Consider the following 19,774-nt stretch of genomic DNA (forward strand, 5'->3'; position numbering starts at 1 on the left):
CGACTCAAGTTTCGAGAATCAGGAGAAATCGTGCCCGAGAACTTCACCCCCGAGCCAGACGCGGGCAACTCGTTCGACGAGTTCCTCGCCCGCTATCTCGCGGGCGAACGTGCGCGCAGCGCGCGTTCCATCGACATCAGCCGCTTCCTGAGCCGGCGCACCCAGGAGATCCTTGCCGAGGCCGGACGTTTCGCGCTCGCCCACGGACACCGCGAACTCGACGCTCTGCACATCCTTCGCGTGATGGTCGAGGAAGAGCCCGCCGTCGACGCCGTGCGCCGGCTCGGCATCGACCCCGCCGCGATCGCGGCCGCCGCCGAGGAGCGGATGCCGCAATCCGGCGCCGTCGTCGACGTCGACTCCGCGTCGGTCACCCCATCCGCGCAGCGGGCGCTGTTCCACGCCTACCAGGTCGCGCGCGCCTCCGGTTCAACGTACATCGACCCGGAGCACCTCTTCTTCGCGCTCGTCATCGTGCAAGACTCCCCGGCCGGGCAGGTTCTGCAGGCGGCCGGTGTCACGGCCGATGCGCTCACCTCGGCCATGCGGCAGTCCGCGACGGTCGGGGCAGGATCCGCAGGGTCTGGGGAGCCCGAGACCGAATCCGGCTCCTCCGAGACGCCGATGCTGGACACCTACGGCACCGACCTGACCCAGCTCGCCCGCGACGGCAAGCTCGACCCGGTGATCGGCCGACTCGACGAGATCGAGCAGACCGTGGAGATCCTCTCGCGCCGCACGAAGAACAACCCGGTGCTGATCGGCGAGGCGGGTGTCGGTAAAACGGCCATCGTCGAAGGGCTGGCTCAGGCGGTCGTCGACGGAGGTGTGCCCGAGCAGCTGCAGGGCAAACGGATCGTCTCCCTCGACCTGGCCGGCATGCTGGCAGGAACCCGCTATCGCGGCGACTTCGAAGAGCGGCTCACCACACTGATGGACGAGATCGGTCAGCGCAAAGACAGCCTCATCGTCTTCATCGACGAACTCCACACGGTGGTCGGGGCGGGCGGTGCCGGTGACGGAGGCGGGATGGATGCGGGGAACATCCTGAAGCCGCGGCTGGCCCGAGGCGAACTGCACCTGGTCGGCGCGACGACGCTCAAGGAGTACCGCCGGATCGAGAAGGATCCGGCCCTGGAGCGCCGGTTCCAGCCGGTGACGGTCGGCGAGCCCAGCGTCGACGACGCGGTGCAGATCCTGTCGGGTCTGCGCTCCGCCTACGAGCAGCACCACGGGGTGCGCTACACCGACGACGCGATCCGCGCGGCCGTCGAACTCTCGGCCCGCTACGTCTCCGACCGGTTCCTGCCCGACAAGGCGATCGACCTGATCGACCAGGCGGGCGCGCGGCTGCGCTTGTCGCTCGGCAAACGCGTCGATGCCGCCGACCTGCTCACCCGCCTGGCGTCGCTGGAGGCCGAGAAGAACTCGGCCGTCACGGCGGAGCACTATGAGGAGGCGTCGCGGCTGCGCGACGAGATCGAGTCGGTGCAGGCCTCGCTCGACTCGCTGAGCGCCAAACCACGCCCGGATGCGGTGGTCGGCGAACCCGAGATCGCTGCGGTGATCTCGCGCGCCACCGGCATCCCCGTCTCCCGCATCGGCGATGCCGATCGTGAGCGTCTGGCACGTCTGGAGGCGGAGCTGCACGAGCGAGTGATCGGGCAGGACGACGCGGTCATCGCCGTGGCCAAGGCGGTGCGGCGAAACCGCACCGGACTCGGCGACGAGCACCGTCCGGTGGGAAGCTTCCTGTTCCTCGGCCCGACCGGCGTGGGGAAGACGGAGCTCGCGAAAACGCTCGCCGCTTCCCTTTTCGGCGACGAGAAGGCGATGCTTCGGTTCGATATGAGCGAGTTCGGCGAACGGCACACGGTCGCGCGTCTCGTCGGCGCCCCTCCGGGATACGTCGGCTACGACGAGGCCGGCCAGCTGACCGAGCGCGTTCGGCGCAACCCGTACTCGGTGGTGCTGTTCGACGAGATCGAGAAGGCGCACCCCGACGTGTTCAACCTGCTGCTGCAGGTGCTGGACGACGGGCGACTGACCGACGGGCAGGGGCGCACGGTCGACTTCCGCAACACGGTCGTCATCATGACATCGAACCTGGGGTCGGAGTTCCTCGCCTCCCGCGGCGGTGCCCTGGGCTTCGTGCCGGTGGGGGCTTCCGCTGATGCAGCCGGCTTCGCGTCGGAGAAGGATCTGCGCGACCGGGTGATGGGCAAGCTTCGCGAGGCGATGCGCCCCGAGTTCCTCAACCGCATCGATGAGATCGTGTTGTTCCGCAAGCTGGACGAAGGGCAGCTGCGCGACATCGTGCGCATGCTGCTCGGAGCGACCGCCGCCCGCCTGAGCGCGCGCGACATCCGTCTCGAACAGACGGACGCCGCGGTGAAGTGGATCGCCGAGAACGGCTATGAGCCCGAGTACGGGGCTCGGCCGTTGCGCCGCGTGATCCAGCGCGAGGTCGACGACCGGATCGCCGATCTGCTGGTGAGCGGTGACCTCGTCGATGGTGGCCTGGTGCGGTTGGATGCGCGGGACGGGAAGCTGACCGTCGGCGCCGAGCGCCCGGCACCCGCCCTCGCGGCCTAGTACCCGCCTCCTGTCTTCAGGAGCCCCGCTTCCTGTTTTCAGGAGCCCAGCTTCCTGTATTCAGGAGCCCCGCTTCCTGTTTTCAGGAGAAGGGGGCGGGGCCGGACCGGTGAGTCCTGAAAACAGGATCGGGCGGCGATCGGGGGCGGAGACGCCTGAGAAAAGGAGCGCCTCCCGGGTCGAGTCTTCGGGCCCGCCACGCAATAGGGGCGGCGCACGAGGGTCGGCAGAGAACGGCGCCGGTGGATCAGTGATCCGCCGGCGCCGTTCCGTTTCAAGCGAGCGCGGATTCAGGCGAGCGCGGATTCAGGCGAGCGCGGAGCCGTTGGAGAGAGCGTGGAACGTGCGGTCATGGAAGACCAGCGGACTTCCGGTCTCGCCGTGCTCGATCTCCAGTACCTCGGCGAGGATCAGGGTGGACCCGCCCACCGTGACCGTTCGGAGCGGGCGGCAGCGCAGCGCGGAGGCGGCGCCGCGCAGCACAGGCTCGCCGGTGTCGAGAGTCGTCCATCCCTGGTCGGGTGTGAAGCGGGGTGCACCCGAGACGGCGAACGCCCGGGCGAGCTCCGCCTGGGTGGAGCGGAGCAGGTTCACCATGAACGTCGGGGCGGACAGCACCGCTCCCGCCGAACCGGCACTGGAGGTGACCGAGAAGGCGAGTGCCGGCGGGTCGGCCGAGACGGAGGCGACGCTGGAGGCCGTGAGTCCGACCGGGCCGGAGGGGGCTTTCGCGGTCACGACCGCGACACCGGCCGGATGGCGGCGGAAGGCGGTCTTGAACCGGGCGACCAACTCGGCGGTCTCGGCTGTCTCGGCGGTCGCGGTCGCGGTCTCGGTCGCGGTCTTGGGGCGGTGGGGGTGTCGTCTGGCACGGATGCTCCTCTGCTGCGGTTCGGGCGGGAGGCGAACCGGGCGACAGCCACGGTAACATCTCAAGTGAACTTCAGATCAAATCGAGGAGGGACCATGGCACACGAGCTCTCCACCGACGACCTGCTGCCGATCGGTCGGGTGGCCCGGCGATCGGGGGTGCCGGTCTCGACGGTGCGGTACTACGACTCGCTCGGTCTGCTGCCCTCGGTGCGGTCGCCGGGGAACACCCGGTTGTTCCCGAGGCACGCGTTGCGCAGGATCGCGTTCATCCAGGTGTCGGTGCGGTACGGACTGTCGCTGGCCGCGGTCGCCGAGCTGTTCGCCGACCTCCCCGACGATCGACCGCCGAGCCGGGAGGCGTGGCGGCGCATCTCGGCGGCGTGGGCCGACGAACTGGCCCGCCGACAGGAGGTTCTGACCCGGATGCAGGACGAGCTCACCGGTTGCCTGGGCTGCGGCTGCCTCTCCCAGGATCGCTGCGTGGTCGTGAACTCGCAGGACAAACTCGGGGAGGACGGCGCCGGGCCGCGCCGCGTGCTCCCGGCTGCAGCCGCGGCGCTCGGGCGGAATTGATCTCAAGTGAGGTTGAGATATTAGGGTGAGGGCATGACCTATGTGATCGCGCTTCCGTGTGTGGATGTGAAGGATCGGGCGTGTATTGATGAGTGTCCGGTTGATTGCATTTATGAGGGGGAGCGGTCGCTGTACATTCATCCGGATGAGTGTGTGGATTGTGGGGCGTGTGAGCCGGTGTGTCCGGTGGAGGCGATCTGTTACGAGGATGATCTTCCGCAGAAGTGGGCGGATTATTATCGGGCGAATGTGGAGTTCTTCGATGATGTGGGGTCGCCTGGTGGTGCGGCGAAGGTCGGCGTGATCGCCAAAGACCACCCCGTGATCGCCGCGCTGCCGCCGCAGGAGGCACCCGCCTGACCGGCGATCGCCCATCCGCGCCGATGTCCGACAGACGCTCGACGGGCGCTCGACCGGAACCGGCCGGGCCGTCAGGACGACGGCGCCGGCCGGCCCGGATGCCTCACATCCAGGTGCCGAACTTCTTGATGAAGAGGTTCTTGCAGAACTGGACGAGCAGGCAGTACGCGGTGAGCGTCGCGATCAGCCAGGGGAAGTACGTCCACGGCAGCGAGACGAGGCCGAGTCCGTGCCCCCACCCGGTGAACGGCAGCACCAGTCCGAACAGGCAGACCGCGCCGGTGGCGAGCAGCACGGGCAGGCTCGCCCGCGACTGCACGAACGGGATGCGGCGGGTGCGGAGCATGTGCACGATCAGCGTCTGCGAGATGATCGACTCGATGAACCAGCCCGACTGGAACAGGGCGGCGTGCGCCGGGCTGTTCGCCTGGAACACGAACCACATCAGGGCGTACGTCGTCAGGTCGAAGATCGACGAGATCGGTCCGATGCGGATCATGAACTGCGAGAGGCTCTTGGTCTCCCACGTGCGCGGCGACTTCAAGTCGGCTTTGTCCGCGCTGTCCCAGGGGAGGGTGAGCATCGACAGATCGTAGGTGAGGTTCTGCACGAGCACGACCAGCGGGATCATCGGGATGAACGGCAGCAGGGCGCTGGCGACGAGTACCGAGAACATGTTGCCGAAGTTCGACGACGCGGTCATCTTGATGTACTTCATGGTGTTGACGAAGGTGCGCCGGCCCTCGATCACGCCCTGTTCGAGCACGGTCAGATCTTTCTCGAGCAGGATGATGTCGGCCGACTCCTTGGCGATGTCGACGGCGGTGTCCACCGAGATCCCCACATCCGCGGTGCGCAGCGCAGGGGCGTCGTTGATGCCGTCGCCGAGGAAGCCGACGGTGTGACCGTGACTGCGCATCGCCTCGACAATGCGCGCTTTCTGCGTGGGGTTGACCTTCGCGAACACCGTCGTGGTCTCGGCGAGGGCGCCCAGCTCTTCCAGCGACAGCTCGTCGATCTGCGGTCCGAGCACGATGGTCCCGACTCCCAGCCCGACTTCGCGCACCACGGTGGCGGCGACGAGCGGGTTGTCGCCCGTGATCACCTTGACGGTCGTCCCGTGCTTGTGCAGCCGCGCGATGGCGGCGGCGGCCGACGCCTTGGGCGGGTCGAGGAAGGCGAGGAAGCCGACGAGCGTCATCGCCGTCTCGTCGTCGCGGGAGTACTCCGCGCTCCCGTCCTCGGCCGGCACCATCGAGCGGATGGCGACGGCGAGCACGCGCATCCCCAGCCCGTTCTGCTCCGCCACGAGCGCGTCGAGCTCAGCGAGACGCCCGGGGGTGAGATCGACCGTCTGACCCTTGACGAGCTCGGTGCTGCACTGGTCGAGCACCTCCTCCACGGCGCCCTTGGTGATGATGAGGTGCGAGAGGCCGTCGTCGACGACCACCGACATGCGCCGCCGCACGAAATCGAACGGCATCTCGTCGACGAGCGTGTACTCGGCCCGGATGCGGGCGAGCTCGTCGGGACCGGCCGCCGTGAGGACGGCGGCGTCGAGCAGGTTGCGCAACCCGGTCTGGAAGTGCGCGTTGGCGGTCGCGTAGCCGAGCGTCGTCTCGCTGGACCGGCCGGCGACGTCGAGGTGTCGTTCGAGGACGATGCGGTCTTCGGTGAGCGTGCCGGTCTTGTCGGTGGCCAGCACATCCATGGCTCCGAGGTTCTGGATGGAGTTCAGCCGCTTGACGATCACCTTGCGCTTCGCCATCTGCTTGGCGCCCTTCGCAAGGTTCGCGGTGACGATCAGAGGAAGCATCTCCGGCGTGAGGCCGACGGCGGTCGTCACCCCGAACAAGAACGCGCTCGTCCAGTCCTTGGTCAGGCCGTTGACGATGAACACGACCGGAACCATCACCAGCATGAACGTGATCAGGGTGAAGCTGACCTTCTTGATCCCCACGTCGAACGCGGTCTCGGGGCGTGCGCCCACGATGGCTGACGACATGCTTCCGAAGTAGCTGCGGCTTCCGGTTCCGACGACCACGGCCGTTCCCGAGCCCGAGACCACCGAGGTGCCCAGGAAGCCGAGGTTGGCGGCCGAAAGGATGTCGGATGCCTCGATGCTCTCGAGCGCCTCGACGCTCTTCTCGGCGGGGAGGGCCTCTCCGGTGAGCATCGCCTGGTTGATCTGCAGATCTTTCGTGCGCACGAAGCGCACATCGGCGGGGATCATGTCGCCCGCGGCGAGCTGCACGACGTCGCCGGGCACCACCTCCTCGATCGGCAGCTCACGGGTGACCGGACGACCGGTCTCGGTGCGGGTGACCGCGGTCGTCGTGCGGACCATCGCCTTCAGCTCCTCGGCGGAGCGGGACGAACGGTACTCCTGCCAGAACCGCAGGGTGGCGCTGACGAGCACCATGATCCCCACCGTCACAACGCCGGTGTAGTCCGGGCCGTCGACCGGGTCGGCGAAGATCACATCGGTGAACAGCATGACGACGACGAGGAAGAGCAGGATGATCACGAACGGGTTGGTGAACGTCTTCAGGAACTGCAGAACGGCGGGGGCCGGCTTGTCGTGGTCGACCTCATTGGTGCCGTAGCGGGAGCGACGCATGGCGACGGCGGCGTCGTTCAGCCCGTTCAAGGTGGTGGCCAGCGACTTGAGCGTTGCCTCCGGAGGAAGCAGCGCGGCATCCCTCAGCAGGTTCTGCTGACCGGAGGCGAGAAGACGGTTCGTGCCGTCGGCGAGACGACGGGCCGTCTTCGCCGTACCGCGCGTGTCGGGGGTGGGCGTAGTGACGTCCGTGACGTCGGTGCGGAATGTGCGCATGGTGGATCCAAACGTTCCGCGGCGAAATACCGCGTTGGAAGAAGAACAGAAAAGCGGATGCGCCCCGCAGAGTGACCGGTCAGAGAGCCGGGCGATACCGGTGACCGTTCGCCCTGCTCGGGCGGGGAGATCGACTATGGTCGTCGCTCATCGACGGTCACCTCCTTCTTCCTCGTTCGCGCAGCTCGACGCACACGGAAGACAGGAAGTCATGAAGGAACTTCTTTGCGCTACCTCCACGTAAGAGCTTTGACACTGCACGACGTGTCCCTTTGAGGGGGAAGCCACTTTGGGTGACCCCTTAAGCCGGGGAAACCTGTCCTAACCTTGGGCGTCTCTCGACGTCGTCAGATCAGTGGCCTGTGTTCGTGCAGGAGCCTCGCCTAACGAAGTGCTGCGTGGTGACCATAGCACACCGATCGCGGACCCGGCGAAGACCGCGGCAAGACCTCGGCCGATGGCCCTAGGGTGGGAGGGTGGGCATCCCCGATCCGGCACCCGACCCGCGCCCGACGCGGAGCCCGCCGCGATGGGCCGCCGAGGCGGCGGGAGCCGTCATCGCACTGGCGATCGCGGCGCTCGTCGTGGCCCGGCTGGCGTCGAGTGATCGATCGTGGCTGCTCTTCTATGACGGCGACTCGCTCGTGAACACTCTGATGTGGCGTTCACTGGTGACGGGTCAGCCGCAGCAGTGGGCGCTCTCGACCGTGCTGTTCGTGCCCGAGTTCGTCGTCTACGCGGTGCTCTCCCTGTTCGGTCTCGGCGTGAAAGCCACACTCACCCTGAACGCCGTCGTCAACCTTGTCGCGCTCTACGCGGCGATCCGCTTCGTCGCCGGCACGGGGGAGCGGGCGCGGCGGCCAGTGACGTTCTCGCTGGCTGCCTTCGCCCTCTTCGGCGTGCTCGCGATGCTGGAGACGTCGGCGAGCCGGGACTCGCTGGAACTGGCCTCCCTGATGACTACCACGACCTACTACAGCGCCACCGTCATCGCTGCGCTCGTGACCGTCGGGCTCGTGCGCCGGATGCTCGACAGAGGTGCCGCGCGACCGAGCCGGGTGGCCCTCGCGGTGCTCGTGGCGGTCATCGCCCTCTCCACGTTCAGCAATCCGATCGTCCTCGCCTGGGCGGTGATCCCGGTCGCGGCCGTGCTCATCGTGCTCGGGGCTCTGCGACGGGCTCCGCTGACCGTTGTGCGGTGGGCGACGCTCGGCATGCTCGCCGGCGCGGTCGTCGGGCTGCTGGCGCGCATCCCGGTTTCGTCGATGATCTCGAACAGCGGTGCGGGGTATGCGGACCCGTCCCGTGCCCTCGAATCGCTCCGCTCCCTCGGGGCGCTGATCGTGGATCGTGTGCATTCCGTCGAGGGCATATTCTCGCTCGGGCTCGTCGCCGTGCTGCTCGCTCTCGGCGTCGCCGCGACCGTGGCGGCCGCGCGAAAGGGCTGGTTGGCCGGCACATTCGTGGCCGCCGCATCCTGGGGGATCCCCGTGCTGGTCGTCGTTGGAGCGGTGGTGCTCGGCACGAACGCCCCCCGCTATCTGGAGCCGCTGTTCTTCGCGCCAGTGCTCGCCGTGACGGTGCTTCCCGGGATTCTTCCGCGGAAGGTGCGCGCGCCGCGGGCGGTGCTGGTCGTCGCCGGGGCGCTCCCGATCGTCGTGGTCGCGGTTGGCGCGCTGGTAGCGGTGCCAGGGCTCGTGACCGAGTCCGCGCGCGTCGACGCGTCGATCCGGTGTGTGGACGACTGGGTGACCGCGAGCGGGCGTGTCGGCGCCGGGCAGTTCTGGACCATCCGTGCCCCGAAGGCATACCTCGCCGATCCGAGCCGGTTGCTGCAGGTGGATGCGAACCTCGACAGATACGCCTGGCTCGTCAACCGGGCCGACTACACCGAGGAAGCGGTCTCGTTCCTGGTGAGCGACGCATCAGGCCCGCCGACCCTGCCGATGACCGTCGAACCCGGCCCGCAGCCGACGACGATCGACTGCGGCCGCTACACCATCACAGACTTCCACACGCCGCGGGTACGGCTCCGCTCCATCCACAGCTGACGGTGCAGGAGTGCACTCAGCGGCGGTGGACGGCCGACTCCGGCTCGAGCTCGGGGAAGGCCAGCAGCACCATCTCGACGAGGCGGTCGAGCGGGCGGGTCAAAGGGTCGGTGGCCGGCATCCCGAGCTCGAGTTCGTGTTCGTCGATCGCGGCGCCGATCTGCTCGTCGGTCAAGTTCTCGTGGTTGATCGTGACCCCGATGACCTCGGTGTCGGCGAACGCTTCGATGAGGGCGATCTCGGAGGCGGCGGAGGGCATGGGCATCGTCGGGTAGTCGTCGAGCATCCGACGGCCCGGCGCATGCTGCAGAATGACGCCGGCAGGCCGGCTGCCGCGCAGGATGTACGCGCTGGTCAGGTAGGCCGGGTGGCTCAGGGCACCCTGGCCTTCGACGATGATCACATCGGGGTGCTCGGTCTCGTCGGCCGCGACGACCTGCGCCTCGACCTCGCCCGAGCAGAACTGCGGAACGGTGGCGTCGAGCGCGACGGCGTATTTGGCGCCCTGGATGAGAGCGGTCTGCCCGGTGCCGACCATCACCGCTGTGATGCCGCGGGCGTTCAGAGCCTGGGTGAGCAGGGTGGCGGTCGTGCGTTTGCCGATCGCGCCATCAGTGCCCAGCACGGCGATGCGGGGGCATGCGACGTCGAAGATGCGGCCGGAGAAGAGCTTCAGATCTTTCTTCTCTTTGGGGCGACGGATATCGGTGATCGTCACGCCCGCGAGCAGCGCGGCGGATGCGAACTCGGCGTCGTCGTTCAGGAACTCGTGCAGGCCGTTGACCAGATTCATCCCCCGGTTGATCCCGTCGAGCAGGGCGTCGCGTTGCGGGGCGGAGAGCAGGCCGTCGGCGGGGGCCATGCCGAAGATCAGGGAGTCGGGAACCCTGCCGGCATAGGCGATGGCTTCGGCGAGATCGGCGAGCACGGGGATGCCGTTAGCGACCCCGTCGAGGTGGCGACCGGCATCCACGCCGGCGCAGGTGCTGTCGATCACGCTGACGATGTCGTACTTCTCGGAGAAGCGCACGAGACCGTTCGCGGTCTTGCCGTCCTGTTTGCCGAACTTGCCCTCGCAATAGACGACGGCCGAATGATGGGTGGGCATGACGCTCCTCTGAATGACTCAGAGGAGGCGACGGGATCGTGGCCGGGCGGGGGGACCCAACGGTCAGCGAGGCGTCTTCCCTGACGCTGGCGATGTGCCAACTCCCGAACCGTAGCAGCCCCGCCTGGGAGCCCCCCGGGCTGCGAGTCGGTGCAGCCGGCCCCGATCACTCCGGGCAGGCGTCGAGCACGGCGTCGGCCACCTCGGCGAGGTGGGCGAGGTCGTCGCGCTGTCGGGTGATCCGGTTGGTGAGATAGCTGAAGACGAGGTCTCGGTCTGGATCCGCCCAGGCGATGCAGCAATTGCTGCCATTGTGACCGAACGTTCGGGGACTGCTGCGGCTGCCCATCGGGCTGATCGACTCCGGGAGATGACGTGGGCCGCCGAGCTGGAAGCCCTCGGACCAGCGGATGGGGGAGTGCGCGAAGCGGTCGATGCGGCCCTCGCTGCTCGGCACGAGGGCCGCCTGCAGAGCGGCGGACGACAGGATGCGTCGGCCGTCGGCCGTGACGCCGCCATTCAGCAGCATCTCGTAGAAGACGGTCACGTCCCGCGCGGTGGTGGAGAAGCCCGCGGAGGGGATGATGGCGGCGCGGGTGGCGCGTCGGTTGACGACGGCGCGCACCGGGCGCGGCGCCGAGAGCGGCACATGCCGGAGCCACTGGTCGTCGGGGAGCCCGAGGTAGGTGTCGTGCACGCCGAGCGGTCCCAGCAGGAGCGACGACATCAGCTCGGGAAGCGGGATCCCGGTGGCACGGCGCGCGACCTCGCCCAGGATGAAGCCGAAGATCACGAATTGATAGGCCGGTGCCGAACCGGGCGGCCAGGTGGGGCGGGCGCGCTCGATGCGGCGCAGGGTGCGGGACCAGCCGGTCATCGCCAACGCGTCACCGACAGCGCTTCCGGCGGTGGCGAAACCGGAGCGGTGACGTAGCACGTGGCGAACGGTGATCGCCTCCTTGCCGTTCGCCGCGAATTCCGGCCAGTAGCGCGCCACCGGGGCGTCGAGGTCGATGACGCCGCTTTCGGCCAGGGCGTGGATGAGCACCACTGTGTAGGGCTTGCCGGCGGAGAATGTCCAGAAGAGGGCGGTCGGTTCGCAGCCGAACGACCGATCGACCACCGTGACACCGTGGCGGCGCACCACGAGTTGGGCTGTCGCTCCACGCGCTCGGACGAGGTCGACCGCGTGCCGCAGGGCGGCGGGGTCGAAGCGGGTGGGCGAGCGGTCGGACGACGGAATCGTCATGCTGCCATCTTCGCTCACCCGGGGGCGGATGCCGAGCCCCGGATGCGGGTATCGACCGACTCGACGAGCTCGGGGATGAAGCGCAGATCGCGCAGCGCGACGCGATCGCGGTCGTGTTCCTTTCAGCGGAGCGGGATTCGGATCGGTTCAGTATCCGAGGAGGCGGCCGACGACGACGAAGACGCAGATCAGGAACAGCGGGAGGTTCACACCGAACACCTGTTTGTACTCCCCGAGCGAGCGGTGGGCGAACGCCGCGCCGATCATGATGATTCCGAGACCGGCGGCGGCGGCCACGGTCAGATACGGGGCGATGCCGGTCGCTTGGGGGAGGATCAGGCCGACGCAGCCGAGGAGTTCGAGGGTGGCGATGGTGCGGATGAACGGCAGCGGGAACGGGGCGACGCCCGTCTGGCCGATCGCGATGAGGCGGTCTTTCGGAAGGGACGCTTTGGCGATGCCGGAGTAGAGGAAGACGACGGCGAGGAGCACCTGGGCTATCCAGAGCGCGATGTTCATGAGTCGATCCTGTTCTCGAATAGAAATGGTTGCCCTACATACCCACTATCGCCCCCGTGCAGCCCGCTGAACCGTCGACATTTGGTGCAAATGTCGGGGCGGGGTCAGTGCGGGGCGGGGCCAGTGCTGGCGCGGATGCGCAGTTGGGGTTCGACGGAGGCCGGCTCGAGGGTGGTGCCGGGGTCGGCGATGTAGCGCAGAAGGTGCTCGACGGCGAGCTCGCCCATCTGGCCGAATGGCTGGGCGACGGTGGTGAGCGAGGGGGAGCAGTATTCGGCGAGGGTGATGTCGTCCACGCCGACCACGGAGATGTCCTCCGGGATGCGGCGACCGAGCTCATGGAACGCGCGGATGACGCCGAACGCCATCTCATCGCTGGAGACGAACACGGCCGTGACGTCGGGGATGCGCCCGAGGATGAGGCCGTTCTGGTAGCCGGAGGCGGGGGACCAGTCGCCCTTGAGCTCGGGCGGCGGGGCGATGCCGGCCGCTTCGAGGGTGGAGCGCCAGCCTTCGCTGCGGCTGACCGCATCCAGCCACTCGCTGGGGCCGGAGACATGCCACACCGTCTCGTGGCCGAGGTCGAGGAGATGCTGGGTGGCGAGCCGGGCGGCGTGGGACTGGTCGACGGCGACGACCTCGGTCGAGGAGGTGCGCGAGCCGTCGATGGTGATGGTGGGGATCGCCCGGGTGAGCTCTTCGATTCCCCGGGTGACGTGGATGAGTGGGAGGGCGAGGATGATGCCTTCGACGCTCTGGTCGGCCAGGCGCGACATCGCCGCTTCGATGGCGGAGGGCTCCAGCGAGGGACTGGTGGCGGCGCTCACGGAGTACCCGGCGTCGCGGGCCGCCTCTTCGACACCGACCGTGACGGCGGTGCGGGAGAAGAAGCTGGTCTGCATCAGCACGATGCCGATGGTGCGGCTGTGCCCGGAGGAGAGGATGCGGGCGGCGTTGTTCTTGCGGTAGCCCAACTGTTCGACGGCGGCGAGCACCTTGGCTCGGGTCTTCTCCTGCACATTGGGGTGGCCGCTGAGGGCTCGTGACACGGTCTGGGCCGAGACTCCCGCCACCCGGGCGACGTCGGTCATGCCCGGCGGCTTCGGTGCCGGGCTGGTGTCGTTGGTCGTCATCGATTCCCCTCCGCTTGCGTTTCGCCTCTCATGATAACGGGCGCATCTGCGCGTTTGCGCATATTTTGGGGAGTTTCAAGCACTTCCAAGGTCCCGAGTTGTTATCGCTATCATTCTGTGCGACACTCGGTGCTCGTACCCGGATACGGGTGTCTGTGATCAAAGGAGAGGCAGTGAAGAAGTCAGGAATCCGCATGGCGGGCGTCGCCGGAGCGGTCGCCCTCGGGCTCGCGCTGACCGGATGTTCGGGCAGCGGCTCCGGGTCGGGCGACTCGGGCCACGCGACGGTCACGTTCTGGGGCTGGGCTCCGGGATACGCCGATGCTGTCAAGGCTTTCAACGCATCGCACAAAGATGTGACGGTCAAATACCAGGAAGTGCAGCCCGGATCCAAGGGCGGCTACCAGAAGATGCTCAACGCTGTGACCGCTAACAATGCGCCGTGTCTTGCGCAGGTCGGCTACGAGACGCTGCCGAGCTTCGCGGCCCAGGGCGCCCTCGAAGACGTGTCGACCTACGCGAACGCCGACAAGGGCGAGTTCCAGCCCGCGGCCTGGAAATCCGTCTCGGTCGGTGACGCCGTGTACGGCGCACCGGTGGACACCGGCCCCATGGGGCTGTTCTACAACAAGCAGCTGTTCGACTCGCTCGGGCTGTCGGCCCCCACCACTTGGGCCGAGTACAAGGCCGACGCAGAGAAGATCCATGCGTCCGACCCCAAGAAATTCATCTCGTCGCCGTATATGGACTACGACTACGCGGGCCTCGCCTGGCAGACCGGCGCCACCTGGTTCGGTGTCGACGGCGACGCCTGGAAGGTGACCCTCGCCTCCGACGCCAACAAGAAGATCGCCGACTACTGGCAGGGCCTCGTCTCCGAGGGTCTCATCAGCAGCGCCCCGATGTACGACCAGGCCTGGTACACCGGTCTGGGTGACGGCGACATCGCGACAGTTGTCGGTGCGGTCTGGCAGGCCGGTGTGATCAAAGGCGGCGCCGCAGACGGCTCCGGCAAATGGGCGGTCGCCCCGATGCCGCAGTGGTCGGCGGGCGACGACCAGGTCGGCAACGCCGGCGGATCGGCCACGGCGGTGCTGAAGGGCTGCAAGACGCCAGAGGCCGCCTGGGAGTTCGCGCATTGGATGAGCACGGACAAGACCACCTACAACAACCTGGTCACGAAGGCCGGACTGTACCCGGCCGCCACCGCGCTCACCGGCCTCCCCGCTCTCGCCGAGGGCGACGCGTACTTCGGCGGGCAGAAGATCTTCGACGTGTTCGCCAAGGCGGCTCCGAAGGTGAACCCCGACTGGACATGGGGGCCGGTGATGACGAAGACCGCCGCCGATCTCGATGACGGGCTCGGCAAGGCCTGGGCCGGTCAGGGCACCATCGCGGATGCCTTGCAGTCCGCTCAGGACAAGACCATCGCCGAGCTGAAGACCCAGGGTCTCACGGTCAGCCAGTAGTTCCGAGCGACGTGTCGGGGCGGACCGGACCGGGGACCGGTCCGCCCCGACACGCGTCGAGAGTAAGGAAGAATTCGTGAGCAACCTCGCCGTCGCGGAGCCCTCCGCGGCCACCGTCGCCCCGCCGCCGGAGCGCCAGAAGAAGCGGCACACCACGCTGGGGTGGCGAGCGCCGCTGCTGTTCCTCGGTCCGTTCGTCGTGCTGTTCGCCGCGATGTACATCGCGCCTATCGTCTACGCCGCGATCAGCAGTCTGTTCGTCGTCAAGCGTTCGGGTCTCGGTCTGACCGCGCCGACGCAGGTGTTCGAGCCTTTCGCCAACTATGCGCAGGCGTTCACCGACAAGGACTTCGTCGCCTCGCTCGGCCGGGTCGCGCTGTTCGGTGTGGTGCAGGTGCCGGTGATGCTCGGCCTGGCGCTGGTCCTCGCGCTGCTGATCGACTCCAAGTCGGCGCGGGGCAAAGGTTTCTTCCGGCTCTCCAGCTTTCTTCCCTACGCCATCCCGGGGGTGAGTGCGGCGCTCGTCTGGTCGTTCATGTACTCCACGCAGTCGAGCCCGATCAACCATCTGCTGGAGCCGCTCGGCATCCAGTTGCCGTTCTTCGACCAGGGCACGGTGCTCTGGTCGGTGGCGAACATCGTCACCTGGAGCTGGACCGGCTACAACATGATCATCATCTACGCGGCGCTGCAGTCCATTCCCGCAGAGGTGCTGGAGGCGGCGAAGATCGACGGCGCTTCGCCGCTGCGGATCGCGTGGAGCGTCAAGATCCCGATGGTGCGCAGCGCGATCGTCCTCACCGCCGTGTTCTCGATCATCGGCTCAGCGCAGCTCTACAACGAACCGACAGTGCTGCAGCCGATCTCCGGAGGTTCCGTGTCGTCCACCTTCACCCCGATCATGTCGGCGCAGGCCGCCGTCGCGGCGGGCAACTATCCGTATGCCGCGGCCCAATCGGTGATCCTCGCCGTGTTCGTCGGCGTGATCTCATTCCTGTTCTTCCGGCTGACCAGCAAAGGGGACAAGGCATGACCGCCACCCTGCAGAACCGGCGTGCCGTGCCGGCCGCCCGCTCCTTCGCGAGGCCCCGCCGCGACACCAGCCCGCTGAGCCGCGCCGTCGTGATGGTGCTGCTCGCCGCCTCGACGATCTACTTCCTCTTTCCGCTCTGGTGGTTGATCGTCTCGGCGACCAAGCCGTTCGGTCAGCAGTTCAGCGGCAATGGGCTCTGGTTCGACGGCTTCGGGCTGTTCGACAACATCGCCCGCCTGAGCGCGCAGAATGACGGCATCTTCTGGCAGTGGATGCTGAACAGCCTTCTCTACTGCGGTGTCGGCGCTCTCGTGGGCACGGTGCTCTCGGCGATGGGCGGATACGCCCTCGCGAAGTACGAGTTCCGGGGGAGGGGAGCGCTGTTCGGCGTGATCCTCGCCGCGGTGCTGGTGCCGAAGATCCTGTTCACCCTGCCGCTGTACCTCATGTTCTCGGGGGTCGGGCTGATCAACAATCCGCTCGCGGTGCTGCTGCCCAGCATCGTCAGCCCGTTCGGGGTCTACCTCGCCCGGGTCTTTGCCGCGCAGTCCGTTCCGGATGAGGTGATCGAGGCCGGTCGGCTCGACGGGGCGAGCGAGTTCCGCATCTTCCGCTCGATCTCGACGAAGATGATGATGCCGGCCCTGGTGACGATCTTCCTGTTCCAGTTCGTGGACATCTGGAACAACTACCTGCTTCCGGCGATGGTGCTCGGCGACGACCACATGCAGCCGGTGACCGTGGGGCTCGTGGGCTGGAACGCCAGCCATGTGGCCGTGCCACCGCCCCTGGTGGTGATCGGATCCCTGGTCTCGGTCATCCCTCTGATCGTCGCCTTCCTCGCACTGCAGCGGTTCTGGCGGGCCGGGATGACCGCGGGAGCGGTGAAGTGACGGTCGCGACCCGCACTGCCCTCCTCGACTACTCGACCGGCACGTTGCGGCGAGACGGGGTGGAGCACAGGGTGCTCTCGGGCTCCGTGCACTACTTCCGTGTGCATCCCGAGCAGTGGCGTGATCGCCTCGAACGGGTGGCGGCGCTCGGACTGAACACGGTCGACACCTACGTGGCATGGAATTTCCACCAGCGTCGGGCCGACGACGCGCCCGACTTCGATGGCTGGCGTGACCTGGAGGCGTTCATCCGCATCGCCGCCGAGGTCGGTCTCGACGTGATCGTGCGGCCGGGCCCGTACATCTGTGCGGAGTGGGACAACGGCGGGTTCCCCGCCTGGCTCACCGCGCGCACCGGAACCCGCACGCGTACCTCGGATCCTGCGTTCTTGCGTGCGGTGTCCGTGTGGTTCGACGAGCTCATCCCGCGGCTGGCGGCGCTGCAGGCCTCCCGGGGCGGACCAATCGTCGCCGTGCAGGTGGAGAACGAATACGGCAGCTACGGCGACGACGCGGACTATCTGCGCTGGCTTCGCGACGCGCTCGTCGAACGGGGCGTGACCGAGCTGCTCTACACGGCAGACGGTCCGACCGACCTCATGCTCGACGGTGGCACCCTTCCCGGAGTGCTCGCCACGGCCACGTTCGGCTCGCGGGCCGCCGAGGCGGCCTCTCTGCTGCGCTCGCGCCGCGACGGCGAACCGTTCCTCTGCGCCGAATACTGGAACGGCTGGTTCGACCACTGGGGCGAGAAGCACCACATGCGCTCCGTGCCGAGCGCCGACGCCACGCTGGCCGAGATCCTCGACGCCGGCGGCTCGGTGAGTCTGTACATGGCGCACGGTGGGACCAACTTCGGATTGGGGGCGGGCGCGAACCACGATGGCGCCCTGCAGCCGACCATCACGAGCTACGACTCGGATGCGGCGATCGCCGAGCACGGCGCCGTCACCCCCAAATTCACCGCCTTCCGTTCCCGGCTGGCCGCTTTCACCGGGATCGAGCCGCGCCCCGTTCCTGCCGACCCGCGCATCCTCGCGCCGTGCACGGTGCCGGTGACCGCCGGTGCCGATCTGCTCCCCGCGCTCGAGGCGGCGGGGCCCGGCGTCGAGGCGCCGCATGCGCTGAGCTTCGAGGAGCTGGGGCTCGCCTCCGGTCTCGTGTTGTATCGCGCGCGGCCCCGCCTACCGCGCGGACGGACGACGCTGACGGTCACCGGCCTGCACGACCGCGCGCAGGTCTTCGTCGATGGTAGCCAGCTCGGTGTGCTCGACCGGGAGAGCGGCGCGCTCGATGTGGTCGGCACCGGGTCGCGGGTCGAGTTGCAGATCCTGGTCGAGAACCAGGGGCGCATCAACTACGGCCCATTGCTCGGCCAGGGCAAAGGGATTCTGGGTGGTGTGCAGATCGGGCGCCGGCTGGTTCACGGCTGGACTGCTCATCCACTGCCCCTCGACGAATGGTCGGGCGCGATGCTGGCGAGCATCGCAGAGGGGACCGGCACGGCCTCCGCGACCGGTACGGCCGGCTTCGCGACGGCGCGCGTCGACATCGTCGAACCGGAAGACGCCTTCCTCGCCCTTCCGGGCTTCGGCAAAGGCTTCGTCTGGGTGAACGACTTCCTGCTCGGCCGCTACTGGGAGATCGGGCCGCAGGTGACGCTGTATGTTCCCGCCCCCCTGTTCACTGCGGGGGAGAACCGGATCACCGTGCTCGAACTGCACCGGCGGGCGGAGACCATCGAGTTCCGCGCGGCGCCCGAACTCGGCCCGACCGAGGAGTACGTGGAGACCTTCGAGTAGCGGGCCGAACGGCCGACGCCCCCGCCGCTCCGCCCCGCACGGAACGGTGCGGCGACCGGGTTGCTCGGCGCGGCCGCCGCCGCGTTGGCGGCCGCACGCTAGCCCCGGCCCCGGCCACCTGCCCCGGCGGCAGAATTCGGGCGGCACAGCACGGCCGTCCGTCACGAATTCTCCGACGTCAGACCTGTGCGCCCAGCTTGAAGCCCGCCGCGATGTCGCCCTCACGGGTGTACGAGAAGCCGTCGGCGCCGATGGTGACCTCCATCTCGGAGTCGTCGGTGCGCGCCGTCAACGGCTGGGGAGCGCCGTCGAGGTCGAGCACCAGAGACGCATCCGTGTACCAGGACGGGACCACCGGGTTGCCCCACCAGTCGCGGCGCTGGTTGTCGTGCACATCCCAGGTGACGACGGGGTTGTCCGGGTCGCCGGTGTAGTAGTCCTGGGTGTAGATCTCGACGCGGTGACCGTCGGGGTCGCGCAGGTAGAGGTAGAAGGCGTTGGAGACGCCGTGACGGCCCGGTCCGCGCTCGATCACGTCGCTGCGGCGCAGGGCGCCCAGTTTGTCGCAGATCGCGATGATGTTGTGCTTCTCGTGCGTCGCGAAGGCGACGTGGTGCATCCGCGGGCCGTCTCCGCCGGTCATGGCCGTGTCGTGCACGGTCGGCTTGCGGCGCATCCAGGCGGCGTAGGTGGTTCCCGCCTCGTCTTGGATGTCCTCGGTGACGCGGAAGCCCAGGTCTTCCATGTACTTCACGGCGCGAGGCACATCCGGGGTGACCTGGTTGAAATGGTCGAGCCGCACAAGCGCGCCGGGGGTGTAGAGGTCGTAGCGCCAGGCGAGACGCTCGACGTGTTCCACGTCGTAGAAGAACTCGTAGGGGAAGCCCAGCGGGTCTTCGACGCGCACACTGTCGCCGATGCCGGTGGTGAAGCCCTCTGCCCGGCGTTCGACCCGGCAGCCGAGCTCGGTGTAGAACGCCACCGCGCGATCGAGGTCTTCAGGGGAGCGCACGCGGTACGAGAAGGCGGCGACCGCGGCCACCGGGCCCGTGCGCAGCACGAGGTTGTGGTGGATGAACTCCTCGAAGCTGCGCAGGTAGACAGCGTTCTCGTCTTCCTCGGTCACGACGAGGCCGAGCACGTCGACATAGAACGCGCGGCTCGCCTCGAGGTCGGTGACCACGAGCTCCATGTAGGCGCAGCGGAGGATGTCCGGCGGGGTCGCGGCCGGCGTGGGGATGGTACTCATGGTTCTTCTCTTTCTCTTCTTCGAGATGGGC

The 19,774-nt window shown here is 67.9% G+C and carries 15 protein-coding genes and 1 riboswitch; of the genes, 8 read left to right on the plus strand and 7 right to left on the minus strand.

Annotation, left to right across the window (positions count from 1 at the left end):
- Positions 1-30: 30 nt before the first annotated feature.
- A complete protein-coding gene (locus K5L49_RS18210; RefSeq protein WP_308116563.1) occupies positions 31-2,595 on the plus strand; it encodes an ATP-dependent Clp protease ATP-binding subunit in 2,565 nt (854 codons plus the stop codon).
- A gap of 306 nt (positions 2,596-2,901) precedes the next feature.
- Here the strand turns inward: K5L49_RS18210 and K5L49_RS18215 are convergent, their stop codons facing one another.
- The gene (locus K5L49_RS18215; protein ID WP_308116564.1) at positions 2,902-3,531 is read right to left on the minus strand and encodes a flavin reductase family protein; all 630 of its coding nucleotides are present in this window, start codon (positions 3,529-3,531) and stop codon (positions 2,902-2,904) included.
- A gap of 30 nt (positions 3,532-3,561) precedes the next feature.
- On the opposite strand from K5L49_RS18215, the gene soxR reads away from it, so the two are divergent.
- The gene (soxR, locus tag K5L49_RS18220; RefSeq protein ID WP_223694955.1) at positions 3,562-4,041 is read left to right on the plus strand and encodes a redox-sensitive transcriptional activator SoxR; all 480 of its coding nucleotides are present in this window, start codon (positions 3,562-3,564) and stop codon (positions 4,039-4,041) included.
- A gap of 33 nt (positions 4,042-4,074) precedes the next feature.
- The gene (fdxA, locus tag K5L49_RS18225) at positions 4,075-4,401 is read left to right on the plus strand and encodes a ferredoxin (RefSeq protein ID WP_223694956.1); all 327 of its coding nucleotides are present in this window, start codon (positions 4,075-4,077) and stop codon (positions 4,399-4,401) included.
- A 103-nt stretch (positions 4,402-4,504) separates the two neighbouring features.
- Here the strand turns inward: fdxA and mgtA are convergent, their stop codons facing one another.
- Positions 4,505-7,237, minus strand: a complete 2,733-nt coding sequence (gene mgtA / locus K5L49_RS18230) for a magnesium-translocating P-type ATPase (protein ID WP_223694957.1) — start codon at positions 7,235-7,237, stop codon at positions 4,505-4,507.
- A gap of 227 nt (positions 7,238-7,464) precedes the next feature.
- A riboswitch (M-box (ykoK) riboswitch) is annotated at positions 7,465-7,635 on the minus strand.
- A gap of 78 nt (positions 7,636-7,713) precedes the next feature.
- Between mgtA and K5L49_RS18235 the strand changes: the two genes are divergently transcribed.
- Positions 7,714-9,288: a hypothetical protein gene (locus K5L49_RS18235; protein WP_223694958.1), complete on the plus strand. Its 1,575-nt coding sequence runs from the start codon at positions 7,714-7,716 to the stop codon at positions 9,286-9,288.
- A gap of 16 nt (positions 9,289-9,304) precedes the next feature.
- On the opposite strand, the gene K5L49_RS18240 is transcribed toward K5L49_RS18235, so the two are convergent.
- The 4 genes from K5L49_RS18240 to K5L49_RS18255 form a co-directional block, all read right to left on the minus strand.
- Positions 9,305-10,396 (minus strand): DUF1611 domain-containing protein, encoded by a 1,092-nt coding sequence (locus K5L49_RS18240; RefSeq protein WP_223694959.1) that lies wholly within the window; start codon positions 10,394-10,396, stop codon positions 9,305-9,307.
- 166 nt (positions 10,397-10,562) lie between these two features.
- The gene (locus K5L49_RS18245; RefSeq protein WP_223694960.1) at positions 10,563-11,645 is read right to left on the minus strand and encodes a serine hydrolase domain-containing protein; all 1,083 of its coding nucleotides are present in this window, start codon (positions 11,643-11,645) and stop codon (positions 10,563-10,565) included.
- A 147-nt stretch (positions 11,646-11,792) separates the two neighbouring features.
- Entirely contained in the window at positions 11,793-12,164 is a 372-nt protein-coding gene (locus tag K5L49_RS18250; RefSeq protein WP_223694961.1) for a DoxX family protein, read from the minus strand.
- 104 nt (positions 12,165-12,268) lie between these two features.
- Complete coding sequence (locus K5L49_RS18255; RefSeq protein ID WP_223694962.1) at positions 12,269-13,297, minus strand: LacI family DNA-binding transcriptional regulator; 1,029 nt, start codon at positions 13,295-13,297, stop codon at positions 12,269-12,271.
- Between the two features lie 173 nt (positions 13,298-13,470).
- Between K5L49_RS18255 and K5L49_RS18260 the strand changes: the two genes are divergently transcribed.
- From K5L49_RS18260 to K5L49_RS18275, 4 genes are all read left to right on the plus strand, one after another.
- A complete protein-coding gene (locus K5L49_RS18260; RefSeq protein ID WP_223694963.1) occupies positions 13,471-14,766 on the plus strand; it encodes an ABC transporter substrate-binding protein in 1,296 nt (431 codons plus the stop codon).
- Positions 14,767-14,842: 76 nt separating this feature from the next.
- Positions 14,843-15,799, plus strand: coding sequence for a carbohydrate ABC transporter permease (locus K5L49_RS18265; protein ID WP_223694964.1), 957 nt, complete (start codon positions 14,843-14,845; stop codon positions 15,797-15,799).
- Complete coding sequence (locus tag K5L49_RS18270; RefSeq protein ID WP_223694965.1) at positions 15,796-16,692, plus strand: carbohydrate ABC transporter permease; 897 nt, start codon at positions 15,796-15,798, stop codon at positions 16,690-16,692. The genes K5L49_RS18265 and K5L49_RS18270 overlap by 4 nt, the downstream gene beginning before the upstream one ends.
- Positions 16,689-18,494 carry a glycoside hydrolase family 35 protein gene (locus tag K5L49_RS18275; protein ID WP_223694966.1) on the plus strand — a complete coding sequence of 602 codons (1,806 nt, stop codon included), beginning with the start codon at positions 16,689-16,691 and terminating at the stop codon, positions 18,492-18,494. Before K5L49_RS18270 ends, K5L49_RS18275 begins: the two co-directional genes overlap by 4 nt.
- Positions 18,495-18,672: 178 nt before the next feature.
- Here K5L49_RS18275 and hpaD read toward each other — a convergent pair whose 3' ends face one another.
- Positions 18,673-19,743, minus strand: coding sequence for a 3,4-dihydroxyphenylacetate 2,3-dioxygenase (gene hpaD, locus K5L49_RS18280; RefSeq protein WP_223694967.1), 1,071 nt, complete (start codon positions 19,741-19,743; stop codon positions 18,673-18,675).
- Positions 19,744-19,774: the final 31 nt, after the last annotated feature.

It is taken from the genome of Leifsonia poae (assembly GCF_020009625.1).
Classification (GTDB): domain Bacteria; phylum Actinomycetota; class Actinomycetes; order Actinomycetales; family Microbacteriaceae; genus Leifsonia; species Leifsonia poae_A.